The organism is Enterobacter sp. UPMP2061 (assembly GCF_053709615.1).
Genome location: NZ_JBSKJP010000003.1, coordinates 29,887 through 49,565 on the forward strand (window position 1 = coordinate 29,887; position 19,679 = coordinate 49,565).

Consider the following 19,679-nt stretch of genomic DNA (forward strand, 5'->3'; position numbering starts at 1 on the left):
ACATGATGTCAGCCCTTATTTTTCGAGGTTAATGTGTCGCGATTATTCACGTCGGCCCGTCAGCGGCTGTATCACCTTTTATTTGATCCTGAAACGGTTTCCGGTCGCCGCTTCGAAGGTCTGTGTGGTTTATTTGCGCTGATTAGCGTCATTATTATCTTTATCGAATCCGGCGCCGGAACGCAGTACCACATGACGTATGAGGAGTGGCACGTTTTCGTCTGGCTGGAATTGATTGTCACTCTGGTGTTTACTGCGGAATATGTGCTGAGGGTCATTAGCTGGCCAAATCCGGCGAAATACGTTTTCAGCTTCTGGGGATTTATTGATTTAGCCACCATCCTGCCGCTGTATGTCATGTGGCTGTGGCCTGAGATCAGCCTGAATTATGTGTTTGCCTGGCGTGCAATGCGGGCGATTCGTGTGTTACGGATTCTCAAACTGCTGCGCTTTATGCCGTCGCTGCGGGTTTTTTGGGTTGCCATTGTCAGCGCCCGCCACCAGTTGATTCTCTTCTATTCGTTTATTGCTATCGTGATGATCGTTTTTGGCTCCCTGATGTATTTAATCGAAGGGCCGAAATACGGGTTTACCACGCTTAATGCGTCTGTTTACTGGGCTATCGTCACGGTGACCACCGTGGGCTATGGCGATATTACCCCGCATACGCCGCTCGGACGTATTGTGGCATCGGTTCTTATCCTGATCGGCTATTCGGTGATAGCGATTCCGACGGGGTTAATTACCACCCATATGAGTAGCGCTTTCCAGAACAGCAAGCAGCAACGCAAATGTCCGAATTGTCAGCAGGGGAATCATGAACCCGGCGCGCGGTTTTGTCACCGCTGTGGAAATGCCTTACCGGATTAAATAAAAAAGGCTGCGCGGGCAGCCTTTTTTATTATTCGCGCCAGAGAATATGGCACAGTTTGTGATCTTTCTCGCGGCACAGCAGGACGCGGGCAAAGATGTCGTTAATTTCTCCGCCGTCTTCATCTGCCAGGCCAATCACCACCTCGGCGAAGAAGTCCGGGTTGAGATCAAAATCGACGTGTTCGGCCCAGTCTTCAGACGGATCGAACAGCTCAGCACCGCCACGCTCTTCGAATTGCAGGTTGAAAAGAATGACGTCAGCAGGGTCGAGATTATCGACCGCCAGCTCGAGAAAAATATCGTAGGCCTGTTCGAGCGTTTCGTCTTCGGTCAGGCGATTGTTCAGATCCATTTCCATGATGACTACCTGTTAAACATCGTTGGGCACGTTTTACAGCAACGGACTAAAGAAGTAAAACAGTCGTTCGGCAATTCGCTGCCATAGCGGACGTTTCGCCCACAGTCTGGCGTCCAGCAGGCGTGAGCGGGAGATATAATCGTCCTGAACCGCCGCCAGATCGCCACCGAACCCGGCGTCATCAATGACCAGCGTAATTTCAAAATTCAGCCACAGACTGCGCATATCGAGGTTGACGGTACCCACCAGGCTCAGCTCTCCGTCCACCAGCACGCTCTTGGTGTGTAACAGCCCGCCTTCGAACTGATAAATTTTAACGCCTGCGGCCAGCAGCTCACTAAAGAACGCGCGGCTTGCCCATCCCACCAGCAGCGAATCGTTCTTGCGCGGCATAATAATGCTCACATCCACTCCGCGCTGTGCCGCTGTACAGATGGCATGCAGAAGGTCGTCGCTGGGAACGAAATAGGGCGTGGTCATGATCAGATATTCCCGCGCGGAGTACGCGGCGGTCAGCAGTGCCTGATGGATCAGATCTTCCGGGAAGCCAGGACCGGAGGCGATAGTGTGGATAGTGTGCCCGCTGGCTTCCTCAAACGGCATGATATTGCCATCCGGCGGCGGGGGAAGAATGCGTTTACCGGTTTCAATTTCCCAGTCGCAGGAGTAGACGATGCCCATTGAGGTCGCGATCGGTCCCTCCATCCGCGCCATCAGATCGATCCATTGCCCCACGCCGGAATCCTGCTTGAAGAAGCGGGGGTCAACCATGTTCATGCTGCCGGTGTAGGCGATGTAGTTATCGATCAGAACCATTTTCCGGTGCTGGCGGAGATCCATGCGGCGCAGAAAGACGCGGAAAAGATTCACTTTCAGCGCCTCGACCACCTCGATACCGGCGTTGCGCATCATGCCTGCCCACGGGCTACGGAAAAAGGCCACGCTGCCGGCGGAGTCCAGCATCAGGCGGCAGTGAATACCGCGACGTGCAGCGGCCATTAGCGATTCGGCGACCTGGTCCGCCATGCCGCCCGGCTGCCAGATATAAAACACCATCTCGATATTATGCCGGGCGAGCTGGATATCACGGATCAGCGCCTGCATCACATCATCAGAAGAGGTCATCAGTTGCAGCTGATTGCCTTTTACCCCAGCAATCCCCTGGCGGCGTTCGCACAGCTTGAACAGAGATGCGGCCACGCTACTGTTCTCTTCAGCGAAGATATGCTTGCAGGCTTTAAGGTCGGCAAGCCATTTCGCCGTGGAGGGCCACATGGCGCGGGCGCGTTCGGCGCGGCGTTTACCCAGATGAAGTTCACCGAAAGAGAGATAGGCGATGATGCCCACCAGCGGCAGAATGTAGATAATCAGAAGCCAGGCCATGGCGGAAGGTACCGCTCTGCGTTTCATCAGAATGCGCAACGTCACCCCGGCAATTAACAGCCAGTATCCTAAAATGACCAGCCAACTCACCACGGTGTAGAAGGTTGTCATAAATAAAAAATCCTTTTGAAAGCGTATTGTTATGAGTTTACGCATCAGGATTCATCTGGCAAATAAAAACGGCAGATAAAAGCGCTGGTTTGCCGCCTGCTTAGGCATATAATGGCATCTCTGTTAGAGAAAGAGTTGTAGACATGAAGCGCAGTAGAACTGAAGTTGGGCGCTGGCGCATGTTGCGACAGGTGAGTCGTCGTAAGGCTCGTTGGCTGGAAGCACAATCCCGCCGCAATATGCGTATCCACGCCATCAGAAAATGTGGCCTGAACAGACACCGTAACGCGCTGTTGTTCGCGGTCCAGGACATCTGAAAAGCATGAAGGGCACCGTAAAGGTGCCCATTAAACATCCAGGCTATCAATTTTTGCAGTCTCTTCCCATCTGCTTCCGCGATATACTAACTTCCCATAACGTCATGATATTAAAAGATGAATCCTTATCTCTGGATTTTTATTGTACTTTTGGCGCTGGATGCGCTCAGGGAAGATTTAGGACTTTCGTCATTTTCCTCATTGGCAGATTATGTTTTCGCATGGGGAATACATTGGCTTTATTAAAGGAAAAAAGGATGAACGGAAAAGTAATGGCAGCACTCTTTGGGATTGCGGTATTAAGCGGTTGTGCCAGCAGCAAAACCTCACCCGAACGGCACGCGTTTTATTTCGTGTCGCATCAGTCCAGCTTTACTGGCGGCAATTACACCTCCAGCGTGCAGAAAAATTATCAGCTGAACGTGGCGCAGTTCCGCGAGCTTTATGCCCGGGGCAAAGCTGACCGCGCGGAAGGGCGGACTGAGGCTGAAGCCAGTGAATACGCGCAAAGCATTCGCGATCAGCTAAAAGAAAATGCGAAGTCGCAGGAATTGTTCGCAGGCAACGCGAAGGATAAATGGTCTTCGGACATGGACAGTAAAGACGCCCTGTTATTTGGTAACGAACTGGCCGCGACTTATCTTGATGGCTATAACGGCGTACAATAGCGCAACTGATTCAGGGGATACCGTAATTACCGGTATCCCCGCTGTTTTTGAGCGAAAGGAGTAAGACGTGTTTGCGGAGTTTGGTGTACTGAATTTCTGGACCTATGTTGTCGGCGCATTTTTTATCGTGCTGGTTCCGGGACCGAACACCTTGTTTGTGCTGAAAACAGGGATTGGCCACGGCGTTAAGAAAGGCTATCTGGCAGCCACCGGTGTGTTTATTGGTGATGCCGTGCTGATGTTTCTGGCCTGGGCGGGCGTCGCCGCGTTGATCCAGACCACTCCGGTATTATTTAATATTGTCCGCTATCTGGGCGCGTTTTATCTGATGTGGCTGGGCGGGAAAATGCTTTGGTCCGTTATAACGCGTCAAAAAAATGCGCACGAAAGTAGCGCCGAACCGGCAAGCGCAATCCTTAAGCGTTCGCTGGTGCTGAGCCTGACGAACCCGAAAGCGATTCTCTTTTACGTGTCGTTCTTCGTGCAGTTCATTGATGTCAATGCGAAGAATACCGGCACGTCGTTCCTGATCCTCGCCACAACGCTTGAGCTGATCAGCTTCATGTACATGAGCTTCCTGATTTTCTCAGGCGCGTTTGTCACGCGTTACCTGAAAACCAAAAAGAAACTGGCGAAGCTGGGGAACGGGCTGATAGGTCTGCTGTTTGTCGGATTTGCGGCGAGGCTGGCGTCGCTGCACTGAATGAAGAAAAGGCTCCCGAGGGAGCCTTTCGTTTCAGAATACTTTTTTATACGGACGAACCGTGACTTTCTCGTACACGCCGGCTGCGACGTACGGGTCTGCTTCTGCCCAGGCCTGCGCGGCTTCCAGAGATTCAAACTCGGCAATCACCGTGGAGCCGGTAAAACCCGCCGCGCCCGGATCGTTGCTGTCAACGGCAGGCATCGGGCCTGCGGTCAGCAACCGACCTTCATCCTGTAGCAACTGTAAACGCGCCAGATGAGCAGGGCGAACGGAAAGACGTTTTTCCAGAGAATCAGGTACATCTTCAGCGTAAATCACGTAAAGCACGGCAAAGCTCCTTAACCGGTAAAAGTGACAATTACGTTATGTGAAAGCACAAATGACTGCAATGTAAAGATAATAACAATGTTAAAACCCTGATCTGGATGCCCCTTTTTTGCCCTCATGTACGCTTAAATTGCGCCAGGACAAAGTGTCTTATTGAATATGATTGCTATTTGCATTTAAAATCGAGGTTCGGTTTTTTAACGTTGATGATTATGACTTCGATGACCCTTGATTTACCTCGCCGCTTTCCATGGCCGACGCTGCTTTCCGTCGTTATTCACGGTGCTGTCGTGGCGGGTCTGCTCTATACCTCGGTTCATCAGGTTATTGAAATGCCGGCGCCAGCGCAGCCAATTTCTGTGACCATGGTATCGCCTGCGGATCTTGAGCCGCCGCAGGTTGCGCCGCCGCCGCCACAGCCCGTTGTTGAACCCGAGCCGGAGCCAGAGCCCGAGCCGGTTCCTGAACCGCCGAAAGAAGCGCCGGTAGTGATCCATAAGCCGGAGCCGAAACCTAAGCCGAAGCCAAAACCCAAGCCGGTCAAAAAGGTGGAAGAGCGTCCGAAACGCGAAGTGCGTCCGGTTGAGCCACGCGCCACGCAGCCGGTTGAAAATGCCGCCCCGTCACGTCCGCTGATGAATAACACCACGACCGCGACAAAACCGACGGTAACGGCGCCCGCGGGCCCGCGCGCGCTGAGCCGTAACCAGCCGCAGTACCCGGCACGTGCTCAGGCGTTACGTATTGAAGGGCGTGTACGGGTGAAATTCGACGTTACGGCCGATGGACGTGTCGATAACGTGGAAATCCTGTCCGCACAGCCGGCGAATATGTTTGAACGCGAAGTTAAATCGGCCATGCGCAGGTGGCGCTATGAAGCCGGTAAACCCGGCAATGGGTTGATTGTGAACATTGTCTTCCGCCTGAACGGCGGGGCACAGATGGAATAAAAGAAGCCTCCGCAAGGAGGCTTTTTTTTACCTGAGGATCAGCTCCGTGGGAGCTGGCGGGGCTTACCGTCGCTATCCACCGCCACATAGATGAATAATGCCTCCGTCGCCTTATAGCGCTGACCAATCGGCTCAGAAGAGACTTTTTTCACCCATACTTCAATGTTGATGGAGACAGACGTATTGCCGCGTTTTACGCAGCGTGCGTAACAGCACACCACGTCCCCCACCGCGACAGGGCGCAGAAAGGTCATGCCATCGACCCGGACTGTCACCACGCGCCCGTGTGCAATCTCTTTTGCCAGGATTGCACCGCCCATATCCATCTGCGACATCAACCAGCCGCCAAAAATATCGCCATTGGCATTCGTATCCGCAGGCATTGCCAGTGTGCGTAAAACTAGTTCGCCCTGTGGGGCGTCATTTGTTGTCATTGTTTTAAACTCGTAACTGAAGACTTCAGGCGGGATGCTACTATGATTTCTGGCTGGAGAGAATAGGGTTAGCGCCCGCCGAGCAGGCGCCTTAGGGTCAGAAGGACAGGGTCACGCCGGCGTAATACGCACGGCCTGGTTCGTTATAGGTCGATGCACCGTCATTTTCTCGGTAAATCTGCTTATCAAAGAGGTTGCTGATCCCGGCATTCAGGCGGAGATCTTTTGTCCGTTGATAGTTACTACCGATCCCAACGATGGAATAGGCGCCAATCTCTTTATCTGACATTGCATTCTGCTCTTTGCGGATTTCAGCATTTTCTCTTGGCTTCTGGCGGCCATACATCGTCCAGCTAAGGTTCGCTGAAAGTTTGCTGTTAACCTGCCAGTCGAGCATCGTGTTGACGGTATATTTTGGGATAATCGACAGAGGGTTGCCGGTGTCCTTACTTTCAGACTGAATCATATACGTCGCATTGGTACGCCAGGTTAGCGTGTCGCGGATAACCGGGACGGTGAGGTTGCCTTCCAGCCCCTCAACAACAGCCTTTCCTCCGTTCTGCCACTGAAGGATATTTGCGCCGCTGCTTGTCTGGCCCAGCACGTCCGTTCCTGAAACAATCTTGTTTTTGTAATCGTTGCGGAACCAGGTTATGCCAGCCTCGTAGCCTTCCAGCGCAAAGGCCAGGCCAATCTCTTTGTTCACGCTGATTTCAGGATCCAGATCCGGATTACCTAACAGGTAACAGCTTCCTTCGGAAACGTTGTTCGGGCAGCCATTGCCGCGGGTGGAAAGCAGATAGCCTTCGCTGGATTGATACAGGTTTGGCGCTTTAAATACCCGAGCGATACCCGCTTTAACTTTGAACATGTCACCCAAATCCTGAGAGAGGTTCAGGCTAGGACTCCAGTTGCTGCCAAACTGATTGTGATAATCAAAGCGGAGCCCTGGGATCAGGTTGGTGCCCTGGCGCGCTTCAATATTGTCCTCAAGATAGATGCCAGTGAGGTCAGCGCTGTTTTTGCTGTTGCGCTCAGAAGCCGTACCGGGAACGCCGTTAATCACTTCTCCCGACACATTTGTCGCCTGCATTGAGGCCGGATCGTTCAGTTCATCACGGTTCCATTCTGCACCCACGGTTAGCGTCTGTTCGACCAGCCAGAAGAAAGGAATGTTCAGTTCACCCGTTGAACGGTATGACTCCAGCCGGCTGGTATCGTATTTATCGCTATTGATCATACCCTCAACTTTGCCCGTAGAGCCTTCTTCCAGGCGGGTGTTGTTGGTCTTTTCATAATAAACACCGAACTTAGACTGGCCCCAGTCCCAGATGCCGTTGTGCGTAATGCCATAGGACTGGCGGTACATTCGGTTCGTTTCGTGTCCATACAGGGACGACACCAGACCGTCAGGGCTGACGTTGCTGTTGCTGTATTGAGTATCACCCGCGTAGATATTGCCCTGGCGGCTGTAGCTGTAGTCGAAATCGATAATCTGCTGTGGCGTGAGTTTCCAGGAGAGCAGGGCATTAATGTCCTTGTTGCGCACGCCTTCACGTCCGGCGGCGTAAGAGCCGTTTTGCGCGGTGTTGATGTCCTGAGCATCTGCGTCAGTTTTGTTGATATTCCCGTACAGGCGCATCGTTAACGCATCGCCCGCAAGGGGGCCGCTCAGATCAAAATTAGCGCGTTTCGTCGCTCCCTCTTTATCATTTTCAGGCTGGTTAGTGTACAGGGAGAGCGAGCCGTGCCAGTCGTTGGTCGGGCGTTTGGTAATGATGTTGACGACGCCGCCGGCCGCCCCCGAACCATAGCGGGCGGCAGCAGGTCCCCGGAGCACTTCAATGCGCTCAACCATCTCTGGCGGAACCCAGTTGGTATCCCCGCGGGTGTCGCGCTCCCCGCGCCAGCTGTAGCGCACCGAGTTACGTGACGTCACCGGCACACCGTCAATCAGAATCAGCGTGTTCTCCGGCCCCATACCGCGGATGTCGATCTGGCGGTTGTTACCGCGGCTGCCTGTCGCGCTGTTTCCGGTGAGGTTAACCCCGGGCATTTTGCGAATAATTTCAGAAAGATCGTTAACCGGTGGATCCTTTTCTATGTCCTTTGCTGTGATGATGGAAACCCCCGGCTGTTGCTTCAGCGCCTCTTCAGCGGTGGCCTGAACAACCATTGTTTCACCATCGGCGAGAGGATCTTCCGCTGCGTGTGCGCTCTGATAAAGCGTTGAAAGAATGGCGAGCGTAAGTGTAGCCGGGGCAAATCTTATTATGTTATTCATCAACTCATTTCCATTTGTTAAAAATGCGATGACGAATATTAATGATAGTCATTATCATTACAATAAGGTGGCAGCAATCTCCATAAAATCTTCATGATTCAGACATTTTCGCAGGAAGGATGTAGAGAAAAGAGAAGGCGGGAAAAGAGGCCAGACCGCGTGGCGATCTGGCCAGAAGGATCAGTGCTTGTCATCCTGCGGCATGTGGCGATAAATATAAACGCCGCTGAGCAGGGTGAAGATAAGAGTCAGCGCCGTCAGGCCAAACACCTTGAAGTTGACCCAGATATTCTGCGGCATCCAGAATGCGATATAGATATTCGCCAGACCACACAGAATAAAAAATAGTGCCCAGGCGATATTCAGACGCCCCCACACAGCCTGCGGCAGGGTCAGTTCTTTCCCCAGCATGCGCTGGATCAGCGGCTTCTTCATCACCCACTGGCTGATGAGGAGTGCGCCCGCAAACAGGCCGTAAATCACCGTGACCTTCCATTTGATAAATTCATCATTGTGGAAGAACAACGTCAGACCACCAAACACCGCCACCATCAGGAAGGTGATGAGCGCCATCTTTTCAACTTTGCGATAGCGAACCCAGCTGTAAATCAGCACCACAGCCGTTGCCACAATCAGCGCCAGCGTGCCGGCATAAATGTCGTACAGCTTATAAAAAGCGAAAAATACGATCAGCGGTAAAAAATCAAGAAACTGCTTCATTCTGCGATCCCAGTTACTGACGAATTAACATGTACAGGCGGAACAAATAGACCAGCAGCACGGCTGAAATCAGATTGCTCAGCGTATTGGCGACAACCGCTCCGACGTTTGGCGTTAACACCGCAAAATTCGGCGCAAACAGCAACAGCAGAGTTTTGGCCAGCAGCCAGCTGATAACGGCCGGGGCGACCAGTCGCATATTGGCCCATGCGAGCCTGATGCTGCTGCGCATGGCGGTGAAAATGCCCATTTTGTCCTGCACAACCATTACTGGCGCGAATGAAAGCACGATAGCCAGCAGCACGCCCGGAACGACAACCAACATTATCCCCATCTGGACCAGCAGCGTGGTCAGGAAGATGAGGATAAACAGTTTTGGTAGCACCGGAGCGCTGGCCCCGATTGCACGTAACGCGCTGACGCGTTGGCCGGCAGACACCAGCTGGATCATCAGCAACACGCCACCCGCCAGAATGGCGTTGCCAATCAGGCCCGAGAAGGTAGATGCCGCAGATGCGCGCAGCAAGATTTGCTGTTGCTCTGGCGTCATATTCTGCACAAGGTCAAACAACCCTGCGCTGCCTGCAAGATTTTCCCCCTGGCTCAGCGTGGCAATCTGTTCATCACTGGGTGAGAACGCATGACCCAGCACCACCGTAATAAAGGCGCACAACAACGCGATCAGTAAAAAGGTAATGAACTGATTGCGGAAAAAATTTCCCGTGTCACGGTAGACAGACTTCGCCGTGATAGACATGCACTCTCCTTGAGTATTGCAGGTGTTAATTAGCCGGCAATTGTACACCGGATAACACGCTGGTGGCAGCATCAAGGCTTGTATGGAAAAGCATATCTTTGTAAAGCGGCGGTAATCCATAGCGGGCGCGGGCGCGATTGCATGCCTCATTGACCTGCCCATCCTCTCCCGACATCGCGAAAGTGCGACACGGGCTGGGGCGATCCGCGTAAATGGAACAGCGGGTGGATACCCCAGGCTCACCTTGCAGTGCCACACAGCGGCTCTGTTTTTGGTTGGTGCCGCGCATACAGCGCAGAAAAGGGGTTAAGGGTTCAGTGAGATCAACCGGAACGGTGCCGCCGCCATCGCTGGCTTCAGCCCAGTAGAAAGAGACTCGAAAATACGCACAACAGGCTCCGCACGTCATGCACGGGTTATGATCACTCATGGCACACCTGCAAAAGTAGAACGCATCAAATCACATTGTGAGAGCGATAAATTATCCAGCCGCTACAGGAAGCGCAAGAGAGGGAAGACAGAAAATTTTGTAACCATGAAATGCCAAAAATTGACGCGGTAACAACTTATTGCTTTATGAGGCGTCACCAAAAATTAACCTAGATCAATGAATGTTAACTTACTGGTTTTAATGTGATCTGTGTTAGATCACTTATTACTCATTTGTGAGTATATTCTCCTCCGCAATTAAAACCACAACGATGGAGCGGATATGAAAAAATTAGCGGTGGCAGCCCTTATCTTAAGCAGTCTCTCTGGCGGCGCGTACGCGCATGAAGCAGGCGAATTCTTTATTCGTGCCGGTTCGGCAACGGTACGTCCAACGGAAGGGTCCGATAATGTACTGGATATGGGCGGGTTTAACGTCAGCAATAACACCCAGTTAGGCCTGACGTTTACGTATATGGCAACGGATAACGTTGGCGTCGAGCTTTTAGCCGCCACGCCATTCCGTCACCGCGTCGGTTTAGGACCGACCGGGGACATTGCCACGGTGCACCATTTGCCACCAACGCTGATGGCGCAGTGGTACTTCGGCGATTCCAGCAGCAAGGTGCGCCCTTATATTGGTGCAGGGGTTAACTACACCACCTTCTTTGATGAGAAATTTAACGATACCGGTAAAGAGGCCGGGCTCTCCGATCTCAGCCTGAAAGACTCGTGGGGCATGGCGGGGCAGGTTGGTCTGGATTATCTGATTAACCGTGACTGGCTGATCAACGCCTCGGTCTGGTATATGGACATTGATACGGACGTGCGCTTTAAAGCGGGCGGCCAGCAGCAAAGTATCAATACCCGTCTGGATCCGTGGGTATTTATGTTCTCAGCCGGCTATCGTTTCTGACAGAAGATATATCCCCTGCCAGTCGGTGATTGCTGTATGGTGGTTGTTCCACACACCTGGCTGGAGGGGATATCCCCAACATCAAATTTGAGTGTCCGGTTTGTGCAGGTAAACAGTTTCAGTTCACGACGTTCAGCCCAGCACATAGCCTACCTCACGGTGCTATCTGTTCCGTTTGCGGAACACGTCTCACCATTCATTCATGCCTGCCGAAGCTCAGACGACGGCGATGGCCAAAGCCAGTAAACTAGAAAAGGCCTCAGAGAGGCCTTTTTCGATCGTGAAATCACTTCTGAATTAAATAACGAATGGTTGGTCCGTCCTGCTGGATATCCAGCACGGTATAGCCGTGATTTTTGGCATCAAGCGGAATGTTATTGATCGACTGGGGGCAATCGCTCACCACTTCCAGAATTTCGCCTTTCTTTAACTGCGGTAGCGCTTCAAGCGTGGCGACGGCCGGGTAAGGACAAGGTTCACCCACCATATCGAGACGATAATCAGGCACGATCTCTTTCATGCGGCATTCTCCTGAGTTTCAGTTTTGGCGGTGGCGCGTCGGAAAAAGCGCTTCTCTTGTGCAACAACCAGTAAGAAGGCGATGAGCAGCAGGGCGTAGGTCACCAGGAGTCCCCCGAGTGGACCAAAGGTTTTCAGCAGGTTGACCTTGTCCCAGTTTGTTGCCAGTACCGGCGAGACGTCATCCCAGTAGTAGGCCAGAATTGTAGAGCCAATCACGTTACCCAGACCCACCCACCAGTAATGCACCTGGCCTTCCACGGCGCGATACATCCAGCCGGTTTCACACCCGCCCGCCAGCACAATGCCAAAACCAAACAGCAGTCCGCCAATGACGGCATTTGGGCCCGCCCACATGATTTTCGGCTCCACGCCGAGCTGAACATAGCTGAAGATGCCAATTGCGCTCACGGCCATACCAGCAATGATCGCCTTCGCCATCATGGTGCGTCCGGTGATCCACATATCGCGAAATGCGGAGGTAAAGCAGATCTGCGCACGTTCAATCAGCAAACCAAAGCCGACGCCGAACAGCATGGCCAGGCCGAGTTTGGGCTGATTCATTGCCGTGCAAATCGCCCAGGCAACCATGGCAAAAAAGACCAGCATACCGAGGCGGAAGCGACGACGCGCCTGATCGGGTTTTTGCGTTAACGGAGAGGCAGCGCTAACTTTCGTCATTTTCACCGGAATGCGGAACAGCGGCAGCAGGGTGAATTTAGCACCGAAGTAGGAGCCCATGGCGGTGGCGACGGCAAAGAACCAGGCATGCAGCGAGAACTGCGGAATGCCGGTAAAGAACGCGGCAAGGTTACAGCCCATCGCCAGGCGGGCGCCAAACCCGGCAATGATGCCGCCGACCACGGCCTGCAAAATGCGGATGCGGCTTTTCGGCATGCGCAACTTAACGTTGTTGGCCCACAGCGCAGCCGCAAAACAGCCGCCGAACATGCCAATGATCATCATCCCGTCGATGCGGGTCAGCGGAGTGCCCTCAAGATGGATCAGTTTGAAGTAGCCCCACTCTTCGGCATGAACGCCAGCCAACTGTAATAGCTGCCCACCCCAGCGGGTAAACTCGCCCGTAACAGCCCAGAAGGTGCCGGTAATACCGAAATAATAGGTAGAAAGAATGCCTGCCGCGATAACGGCCGGAACAGGTGACCAGAACTTAACCAGATAAGTCTGTTTGAAGGAATGCCATGACATGAATAACCTCTGAACTCAGAAGGGTAACGCTAAAAAGAGCCCAGATCATACGCTTACGCGAAAGTTTGGAAAGTCATTCACACCGAAAATATCGACAGGATCAATTTTGACCTGCTTCTTTCAGGAAGAGAGAAGGGAAAACCGCCTGACGCCGGGGCCAGACGGTGTTAACGGTTACGCCTTGCGCGTGGCCGCTTTCATAGATGTGACGAATGCGTGTAACTCAGCCAGCATCTGCTCTGGTTTATCCACGTTCTTCTCGATGATTTTCACGATAGCCGAACCGGAAATAGCCCCGGCGGCTTTCGCATCAATCGCCGCAGTAACCTGATCCGGTGAAGAAATGCCAAAGCCCTGAAGCGGCGGTGCAGCATGGTATTCTGCCAGCTTCTCCACCAGATGATGCAGCGGCAGCGCGGCTTTATTTTCCGCACCGGTGACGCCCGCACGGGAGAGCAGGTAAGTGTAACCCCGTCCGTAAGAGGCAATCTGGCGCAACAGATCGTCATCGGCATTCGGCGGACAGATGAAAATCGGCGCGACGTTGTGGCGCATTGCCGCCTGACGGAACGGCGCAGACTCTTCAACGGGCACGTCAGCCACCAGCACGGAGTCAACGCCCACGCGGGCGCACTCTGCGTAAAACGCATCAATACCGCGGCTGAACACCAGGTTGGCGTACATCAGCAGGCCGATCGGAATGGTCGGGTGCTTCTGACGGATCGCCGCCAGCATTTCAAAGCACTGGCTCGGCGTCACGCCCGCGGCAAACGCGCGTAGCGTTGCGTTCTGAATGGTCGGGCCATCCGCCAGCGGATCGGAGAACGGAATACCGAGCTCCAGCGCGTCGGCACCGGCATCAATCAGGGTGTCGATAATCTTCAGCGACTGCTCCGGGCCGGGGTCGCCCAGCGTCACGAAGGGAACGAAGGCGCCTTCCTGGCGAGCTTTCAGTTGTGCAAATGCGTTGTCGTAGCGTTCCATCAGATTTCCCCTCGTGCTTTCAGAATATCGTGAACGGTGAAGATATCTTTGTCACCGCGACCGGAAAGGTTTACCACCAGCAGCTGCTCTTTTTCCGGGTTTTCCTTCATCATTTTCAGCGCGTGCGCCAGCGCGTGGGAAGACTCCAGCGCCGGGATGATCCCTTCATTGCGGCACAGCGTTTTGAAGGCCTCCAGCGCTTCGTCATCGGTGATGGAGACATAATCCGCGCGGCCGGTGCTGTTGAGGAACGCGTGCTGCGGCCCTACGGACGGGAAATCCAGCCCGGCAGAGATTGAGTAAGACTCTTCAATCTGCCCTTCATCGGTCTGCATCATCGGGGCCTTCATGCCGAAGTAGATCCCCACGCGGCCATGCTTCAGCGGCGCACCATGCTCGCCTGTTTCAATACCGTGGCCGGCAGGCTCAACGCCAATCAGCCCAACGCTGGTTTCGTCGATAAAATCGGCAAACATGCCGATGGCGTTAGATCCGCCGCCAACGCAGGCGATCACCGCATCCGGCAGGCGACCCTCTTTTTCGAGGATCTGCGCTTTAGTCTCTTCGCCGATCATGCGCTGGAATTCACGCACGATGGTCGGGAACGGGTGCGGGCCCGCGGCGGTACCGAGCATGTAGTGGGCGGTTTCGTAGCTGCCAGACCAGTCGCGAAGCGCTTCATTACAGGCATCTTTCAGCGTGGCAGAACCGCTGTGCACCGGGATCACTTCCGCCCCCATCAGACGCATACGGAACACGTTTGGCGACTGGCGCTCAACGTCCTTCGCCCCCATGTAAATGCGGCATTTCAGACCGAGCAGGGCGCTGGCGAGCGCTGAGGCCACACCGTGCTGTCCCGCGCCGGTTTCGGCGATGATTTCGGTTTTACCCATCCGCTTCGCGAGCAGCGCCTGGCCAAGCACCTGGTTAGTTTTATGCGCGCCACCGTGCAGCAGATCTTCACGCTTAAGATACAGCGTAGTTTTAGTGCCTTCGGTCAGGTTGCGGCACTTTGTCAGCGCCGTCGGACGACCGGCGTAGTTTTTCAGCAGGTCGGTAAACTCCGCCTGAAACGCCGGATCTTTCTGTGCGCTCACGAACGCTTCTTCCAGCTGGCGCAGCGCGGGCATCAGGATTTGTGGGACATACATCCCACCGAACTCACCAAAATACGGGTTAAGTAATGTCGTCATCTTCTCTTCCTTAATATGCACGCAGAGTTTTAAATACCGATGCCAGCTTGCTGGCGTCTTTAATGCCCGGTTGGGACTCTACGCCTGAATTGAAATCGAGGCCTGCGCAGCCGGTTTTGGCCGCTTCCACACAGTTATCGGGGCTTAATCCCCCTGCCAGCAGGACATTGTCCAGCACTTCGCCACGCAGCAGTGACCAGTCAAAACGCTGCCCCGTGCCGCCCTGGCCGTTGTCGAGCACGTATTTATCAACATGCTTCAGGTTACGCGCGGGCAGGGTGGCGCCAACGCTTTGCGCTTTCCAGATCTGAACCTGAGGCGCCAGAACATGTCGCAGAGCATCGATGTACGCCTGATCTTCATCGCCGTGCAGCTGGACCGCGCTCAGGGATAACGCGTCCGCTTTTGCCGCAACGTCGTTAATATCCGCATTGCGGAACACGCCCACGTAGCTCAGTGGCGCAGCCGCGATCACCTTGCGCGCCTGTTCTTCATTTACTGTGCGAGGAGAGGACTCGACAAAGATCAGACCACCATAGATTGCGCCCGCTTCATATGCGGCCTGCGCATCCTGTTCACGGGTCAGGCCGCAGACTTTGTTCTCACCCAACAGCACGCGGCGCACGGCCGCATTAAGATCGTCGTGTTCCATCATCGCGGAGCCGATCAGGAAACCGTTGGCAAAGTGGCTGAGTTCGCGCACCTGAGCGTAGCTGTTAATCCCGGATTCGCTGATCACCGTGACGCCCGCGCCCAGACGCGGCGCAAGCTGGCGCGTACGGTTGAGGTCAATCGACAGGTCGCGCAGGTCGCGGTTGTTAATGCCGACCACTTTGGCTTCCAGCGCGATGGCGCGCTCCAGCTCCTCTTCGTTGCTCACTTCGGTCAGCACGCCCATATTCAGGCTGTGCGCGACGGCGGAGAGCTGGCGATACTGCTCGTCATCCAGAACGGAGAGCATCAGCAGGCAGGCATCTGCCTGGTAAAAGCGCGCCAGCCAGATCTGATACGGGTCGATAATAAAGTCTTTGCACAGAATCGGCTGCGGCGCGATGCCGCTGACAACGGGCAGAAAATCGAAGCTGCCCTGGAAATATTTCTCATCCGTCAGCACAGAAATGGCAGACGCATGATGCTTGTAGATACCGGCAATACGCGCCGGGTCGAAATCGTCGCGGATCACGCCTTTGGACGGAGACGCTTTTTTACACTCCAGAATAAACGCGGTACGCGCGCCCTGGAGCGCATCATAAAAACGACGGCTGCTCGGAACGACGTCATTCTGAAAACTGGCGAGCGGCTGCTGTTGCTTACGGGCTTCCACCCAGATGGCCTTATCGGCGACGATTTTCGCTAAAACGGTCTGCATTATTTACCCTCTTGCCGCAAGTGCGGTAACGCGATCGTAAGCTGCACCGGAGCGCAGTACGTCCAGAACTTTTTGGGCGTTGGCTTTCAGATCTTCCTCGCCATGTAAACGCATCAGCATGGCTACGTTGGCCGCCACGGCGGCCTCATGGGCGGCCTCACCTTTACCTTGTAATAAGCGCGTGAGAATGTCACGGTTTTCTTCCGGCGTGCCGCCCGCCAGGGCGTCCTGATGGTACGGGGTCAACCCGAAGTCAGCGGCCTCAAGCTGATAGTTCAGCACTTCGCCGTTATTCAGTTCCGCCACCAGCGTGGGCGCATGCAGGGAAACTTCATCCATCCCGCCGCTGTGTACCACGGCGGCGCGTTGGTAACCGAGGACGCGCAGCGTCTCCGCAATCGGCAGGACCAGTTCCGGGCTGTAAACGCCAATCAGCGCCAGCGGCGGGTGCGCCGGGTTAATGAGTGGACCGAGCACGTTAAACAGCGTGCGGGTTTTGAGCTGCTGGCGAACCGGCATCGCGTGGCGGAAACCGGTGTGATACTTCGGCGCAAACAGGAAACAGACGCCCAGGTCATCCAGCGCTTCACGGGAACGCTCGGCGTTCATGTCCAGGTTGATACCGAAAGCCGCCAGCAGGTCGGACGATCCTGAACGGCTAGACACGCTGCGGTTGCCGTGTTTCGCCACCTTCAGACCGCATGCCGCGGCCACAAAGGCGCTGGCGGTGGAAATATTGATACTGTTACTGCCGTCGCCACCGGTCCCGACAATATCGGCAAACGGATAGTCCGGGCGCGGGAACGGGGCGGCATTTTCCAGCAGCGCGGTTGCCGCGCCGGCGATCTCCTGCGGGCTTTCGCCGCGTACCTTCATGCTCACCAGCGCAGCGGCCAGCTGCTCAGGCTTCAGCTCGCCGCGCACGACGGCGGAGAACAGCTGATGGCTCTCCTGCTGGCTCAGGGTCTGAGCCTGATACAGTTTTTCCAGAATCGGTTGCAGGGTGTTGGTCTGCTCCAGCTTTTGTAGCGCCCAGTCGAGCGTTTGCTCCAGCAGACGCGCGCCGTTGGACGTCAGGATAGATTCCGGGTGGAACTGCATCCCGCAGACGCGATCCGCATCGTGACGCACCGCCATCACCATCCCTTCAAACGAGGCGTTAATGGTCAGCCCGGCCGGAATGTTGCTGCCGACCAGCGAGTGGTAACGCGCTACCGGAAGCGGGTTCGGCAGACCGGCAAACATCGCCTGACCGTCATGTTCAATACTTGACGCTTTACCATGGAGGATCTCCCCCGCCTGACCCACGTAACCGCCGTAGGCTTCGACAATCGCCTGGTGGCCGAGGCAGATGCCGATAATCGGCAGCTTGCCGCGCATACGGGTCAACAGCTCAGGCATACAGCCTGCTTCGCTCGGTGCGCCTGGGCCCGGGGAGAGCATCAGCACCGGGTTTTGCATGGTCGCCAGACGGTCAATTAGCGTCTGGGCCGGAACGTGGTTGCGATAGATAACGACATTGTGACCATTCGCACGCAGCTGATCTGCCAGGTTGTAGGTAAAGGAGTCGATATTATCGAGCAGCAGAATGTCAGCCATCAGAAAATCTCCTGTGCATGGTGTGCGGTAGCAATAGCGCGCAGTACCGCGCGCGCCTTACTGCGGGTTTCGTCGGCTTCCGACTGCGGAACAGAATCCAGCACAATCCCGGCCCCGGCCTGGACGGTCGCAATGCCGTCCTCAACGTAGGCGGAGCGGATCACGATGCAGGTATCAAGGTCACCGTGAGCGGTGAAATAGCCCACTGCACCACCGTAGCTGCCGCGACGGCGTCCTTCCGCTTCGGCGATCAGCTGCATGGCGCGGACTTTCGGCGCGCCGCTCAGGGTGCCCATGTTCATGCAGGCGCGGTAGGCATGCAGAACGTCGAGGTCGTGGCGCAGTTCACCCACCACGCGGGAGACCAGGTGCATGACGAAGGAGTAGCGGTCGACTTTGGTCAGGTCCGCCACGTAGCGGCTGCCAGGCGTACAAATGCGTGCCAGATCGTTACGCGCCAGGTCAACCAGCATCAGGTGTTCGGAGAGCTCTTTATGGTCGGTACGCATTTCCAGTTCGATGCGGCTGTCGAGATCGCGGTCCAGGGAGCCATCGGCACGACGGCCGCGTGGACGGGTTCCCGCTATCGGGTAGATCTCAATCTGGCGGCTGGTGGCGTCGTACTTGAGGGAGCTTTCCGGCGACGCGCCAAACAGGGTGAAATCATTGTCCTGCATAAAGAACATGTACGGGCTTGGGTTGCTCTTTTTCAGCACATCGTAAGCCGCCAGCGGCGACGGGCAGGGCAGTGAGAAGCGACGGGACGGCACTACCTGGAAAATCTCCCCGGCACGAATCGCTTTTTGCATCTGACGTACCACCGCGCCGTACTGATCGTCGGTCTGACTCACCTCGCAGGTCATCTTTTCAACACGCTGCACCGGGAGCGCGGGCGGTGCTTCTGACATCTGCTGTTGCAGTTGGGCGATGCGCTGCGCGAGGCGATTTTTCTCAGACTCAGACGGCGTGAACAGGCTGGCCTGGATGCGGGTATATTTTTTCTGATGGTCGATCACCAGCAGGGTTTCGGCCAGGTAGAAACAGTAGTCCGGGCAGCGGTTTCCCTGCTCGGTTTCCGGTAAATCTTCAAAGCCAGCAACCAGGTCGTAAGCAAACAGCCCGCCAAAAAACATTGCTTCGCGCTCAACTTCCGGCACGGCCACCAGATTTTGCAGCAGGCGAAAGGCGTCAAAAACGGAGAGCGAGCAGAGGCGGGCATCCTCATCCAGCAGCTGGCTCACCGGCGGGAAATGCAGAATACGCAGGTCCGGGTGGCGTTCATTTTCAATGCCTGAAGGCAGCGCCGCATCCAGCAGCGGCAGGAGCGACGCGCCATTGTCAGACAACGCCCTGATAGTGACGGTGTCACCTAACGCGGTAATGCGCAGCGCGCTGTCAACCAGCAGCAGGCTTTTGAGGTCGTCCTTACTGTCGATATCAGCTGACTCCAGCAGCAGCGTCGCGGGACGTGCGCCGCACACCTGATGAAACAGCGCGGTAGGGTTATGGCGATAGGCCGCCTCGCAGGTCAGCAGTTCGAGATGAGGTTTGGCTGTTTGCATGTTGTTGTTCT

Annotated in this window: 22 protein-coding genes; 7 read left to right on the plus strand and 15 right to left on the minus strand. The window is 55.0% G+C overall.

Annotated elements, in window-relative coordinates:
• The first annotated feature begins 33 nt into the window (after positions 1 to 33).
• Positions 34 to 870, plus strand: coding sequence for an ion transporter (locus tag ACWKXX_RS08915; RefSeq protein ID WP_003856745.1), 837 nt, complete (start codon positions 34 to 36; stop codon positions 868 to 870).
• Between the two features lie 31 nt (positions 871 to 901).
• Here ACWKXX_RS08915 and ACWKXX_RS08920 read toward each other — a convergent pair whose 3' ends face one another.
• Together ACWKXX_RS08920 and cls are read right to left on the minus strand one after the other, a co-directional pair.
• Complete coding sequence (locus tag ACWKXX_RS08920; RefSeq protein WP_006810881.1) at positions 902 to 1,231, minus strand: HI1450 family dsDNA-mimic protein; 330 nt, start codon at positions 1,229 to 1,231, stop codon at positions 902 to 904.
• Between the two features lie 33 nt (positions 1,232 to 1,264).
• Positions 1,265 to 2,725 carry a cardiolipin synthase gene (gene cls / locus ACWKXX_RS08925; protein ID WP_003856750.1) on the minus strand — a complete coding sequence of 487 codons (1,461 nt, stop codon included), beginning with the start codon at positions 2,723 to 2,725 and terminating at the stop codon, positions 1,265 to 1,267.
• 143 nt (positions 2,726 to 2,868) lie between these two features.
• Here cls and ACWKXX_RS08930 point away from each other — a divergent pair, with 143 nt between their 5' ends.
• The 4 genes from ACWKXX_RS08930 to leuE all read left to right on the plus strand — a co-directional run bounded on the left by ACWKXX_RS08930 (position 2,869) and on the right by leuE (position 4,413).
• Positions 2,869 to 3,042 (plus strand): YciY family protein, encoded by a 174-nt coding sequence (locus ACWKXX_RS08930; RefSeq protein ID WP_017384232.1) that lies wholly within the window; start codon positions 2,869 to 2,871, stop codon positions 3,040 to 3,042.
• Positions 3,043 to 3,159: 117 nt separating this feature from the next.
• Entirely contained in the window at positions 3,160 to 3,288 is a 129-nt protein-coding gene (locus ACWKXX_RS08935; RefSeq protein ID WP_208985927.1) for a KPN_01571 family protein, read from the plus strand.
• An 11-nt stretch (positions 3,289 to 3,299) separates the two neighbouring features.
• The gene (locus ACWKXX_RS08940; protein ID WP_045347763.1) at positions 3,300 to 3,710 is read left to right on the plus strand and encodes an Exc2 family lipoprotein; all 411 of its coding nucleotides are present in this window, start codon (positions 3,300 to 3,302) and stop codon (positions 3,708 to 3,710) included.
• A 67-nt stretch (positions 3,711 to 3,777) separates the two neighbouring features.
• Positions 3,778 to 4,413: a leucine efflux protein LeuE gene (leuE, locus tag ACWKXX_RS08945; protein ID WP_261666198.1), complete on the plus strand. Its 636-nt coding sequence runs from the start codon at positions 3,778 to 3,780 to the stop codon at positions 4,411 to 4,413.
• Positions 4,414 to 4,446: 33 nt separating this feature from the next.
• Here the strand turns inward: leuE and ACWKXX_RS08950 are convergent, their stop codons facing one another.
• Entirely contained in the window at positions 4,447 to 4,743 is a 297-nt protein-coding gene (locus tag ACWKXX_RS08950) for a YciI family protein (protein ID WP_003856755.1), read from the minus strand.
• A 221-nt stretch (positions 4,744 to 4,964) separates the two neighbouring features.
• On the opposite strand from ACWKXX_RS08950, the gene tonB reads away from it, so the two are divergent.
• The gene (gene tonB, locus ACWKXX_RS08955; protein ID WP_017384230.1) at positions 4,965 to 5,693 is read left to right on the plus strand and encodes a TonB system transport protein TonB; all 729 of its coding nucleotides are present in this window, start codon (positions 4,965 to 4,967) and stop codon (positions 5,691 to 5,693) included.
• Between the two features lie 38 nt (positions 5,694 to 5,731).
• Here the strand turns inward: tonB and yciA are convergent, their stop codons facing one another.
• The 5 genes from yciA to ACWKXX_RS08980 form a co-directional block, all read right to left on the minus strand.
• Entirely contained in the window at positions 5,732 to 6,127 is a 396-nt protein-coding gene (yciA, locus tag ACWKXX_RS08960) for an acyl-CoA thioester hydrolase YciA (protein ID WP_003856759.1), read from the minus strand.
• A gap of 97 nt (positions 6,128 to 6,224) precedes the next feature.
• Entirely contained in the window at positions 6,225 to 8,411 is a 2,187-nt protein-coding gene (locus ACWKXX_RS08965; protein ID WP_454540804.1) for a TonB-dependent siderophore receptor, read from the minus strand.
• Positions 8,412 to 8,591: 180 nt separating this feature from the next.
• Complete coding sequence (locus ACWKXX_RS08970) at positions 8,592 to 9,131, minus strand: septation protein A (protein ID WP_261666199.1); 540 nt, start codon at positions 9,129 to 9,131, stop codon at positions 8,592 to 8,594.
• 13 nt (positions 9,132 to 9,144) lie between these two features.
• Positions 9,145 to 9,888 (minus strand): YciC family protein, encoded by a 744-nt coding sequence (locus tag ACWKXX_RS08975; RefSeq protein WP_015570376.1) that lies wholly within the window; start codon positions 9,886 to 9,888, stop codon positions 9,145 to 9,147.
• A 25-nt stretch (positions 9,889 to 9,913) separates the two neighbouring features.
• Positions 9,914 to 10,318, minus strand: coding sequence for a YkgJ family cysteine cluster protein (locus ACWKXX_RS08980; protein WP_017384228.1), 405 nt, complete (start codon positions 10,316 to 10,318; stop codon positions 9,914 to 9,916).
• A gap of 282 nt (positions 10,319 to 10,600) precedes the next feature.
• Between ACWKXX_RS08980 and ompW the strand changes: the two genes are divergently transcribed.
• Positions 10,601 to 11,233 carry an outer membrane protein OmpW gene (gene ompW, locus ACWKXX_RS08985; RefSeq protein ID WP_261666200.1) on the plus strand — a complete coding sequence of 211 codons (633 nt, stop codon included), beginning with the start codon at positions 10,601 to 10,603 and terminating at the stop codon, positions 11,231 to 11,233.
• 286 nt (positions 11,234 to 11,519) lie between these two features.
• Here ompW and yedF read toward each other — a convergent pair whose 3' ends face one another.
• From yedF to ACWKXX_RS09020, 7 genes are all read right to left on the minus strand, one after another.
• On the minus strand, positions 11,520 to 11,753 hold the full coding sequence (yedF, locus tag ACWKXX_RS08990) for a sulfurtransferase-like selenium metabolism protein YedF (RefSeq protein ID WP_003856774.1): 234 nt from the start codon (positions 11,751 to 11,753) through the stop codon (positions 11,520 to 11,522).
• The gene (gene yedE / locus ACWKXX_RS08995; RefSeq protein ID WP_261666201.1) at positions 11,750 to 12,961 is read right to left on the minus strand and encodes a selenium metabolism membrane protein YedE/FdhT; all 1,212 of its coding nucleotides are present in this window, start codon (positions 12,959 to 12,961) and stop codon (positions 11,750 to 11,752) included. Before yedE ends, yedF begins: the two co-directional genes overlap by 4 nt.
• Before the next feature lie 174 nt (positions 12,962 to 13,135).
• A complete protein-coding gene (gene trpA, locus ACWKXX_RS09000) occupies positions 13,136 to 13,945 on the minus strand; it encodes a tryptophan synthase subunit alpha (RefSeq protein WP_015570379.1) in 810 nt (269 codons plus the stop codon).
• Positions 13,945 to 15,138 carry a tryptophan synthase subunit beta gene (trpB, locus tag ACWKXX_RS09005; protein WP_003856780.1) on the minus strand — a complete coding sequence of 398 codons (1,194 nt, stop codon included), beginning with the start codon at positions 15,136 to 15,138 and terminating at the stop codon, positions 13,945 to 13,947. Before trpB ends, trpA begins: the two co-directional genes overlap by 1 nt.
• A 10-nt stretch (positions 15,139 to 15,148) precedes the next feature.
• Complete coding sequence (gene trpCF / locus ACWKXX_RS09010; protein WP_045329971.1) at positions 15,149 to 16,507, minus strand: bifunctional indole-3-glycerol-phosphate synthase TrpC/phosphoribosylanthranilate isomerase TrpF; 1,359 nt, start codon at positions 16,505 to 16,507, stop codon at positions 15,149 to 15,151.
• 3 nt (positions 16,508 to 16,510) lie between these two features.
• Positions 16,511 to 18,106: a bifunctional anthranilate synthase glutamate amidotransferase component TrpG/anthranilate phosphoribosyltransferase TrpD gene (trpD, locus tag ACWKXX_RS09015; RefSeq protein WP_017384223.1), complete on the minus strand. Its 1,596-nt coding sequence runs from the start codon at positions 18,104 to 18,106 to the stop codon at positions 16,511 to 16,513.
• Positions 18,106 to 19,668: an anthranilate synthase component 1 gene (locus tag ACWKXX_RS09020; RefSeq protein ID WP_015570383.1), complete on the minus strand. Its 1,563-nt coding sequence runs from the start codon at positions 19,666 to 19,668 to the stop codon at positions 18,106 to 18,108. Before ACWKXX_RS09020 ends, trpD begins: the two co-directional genes overlap by 1 nt.
• Between the last annotated feature and the right edge of the window lie 11 nt (positions 19,669 to 19,679).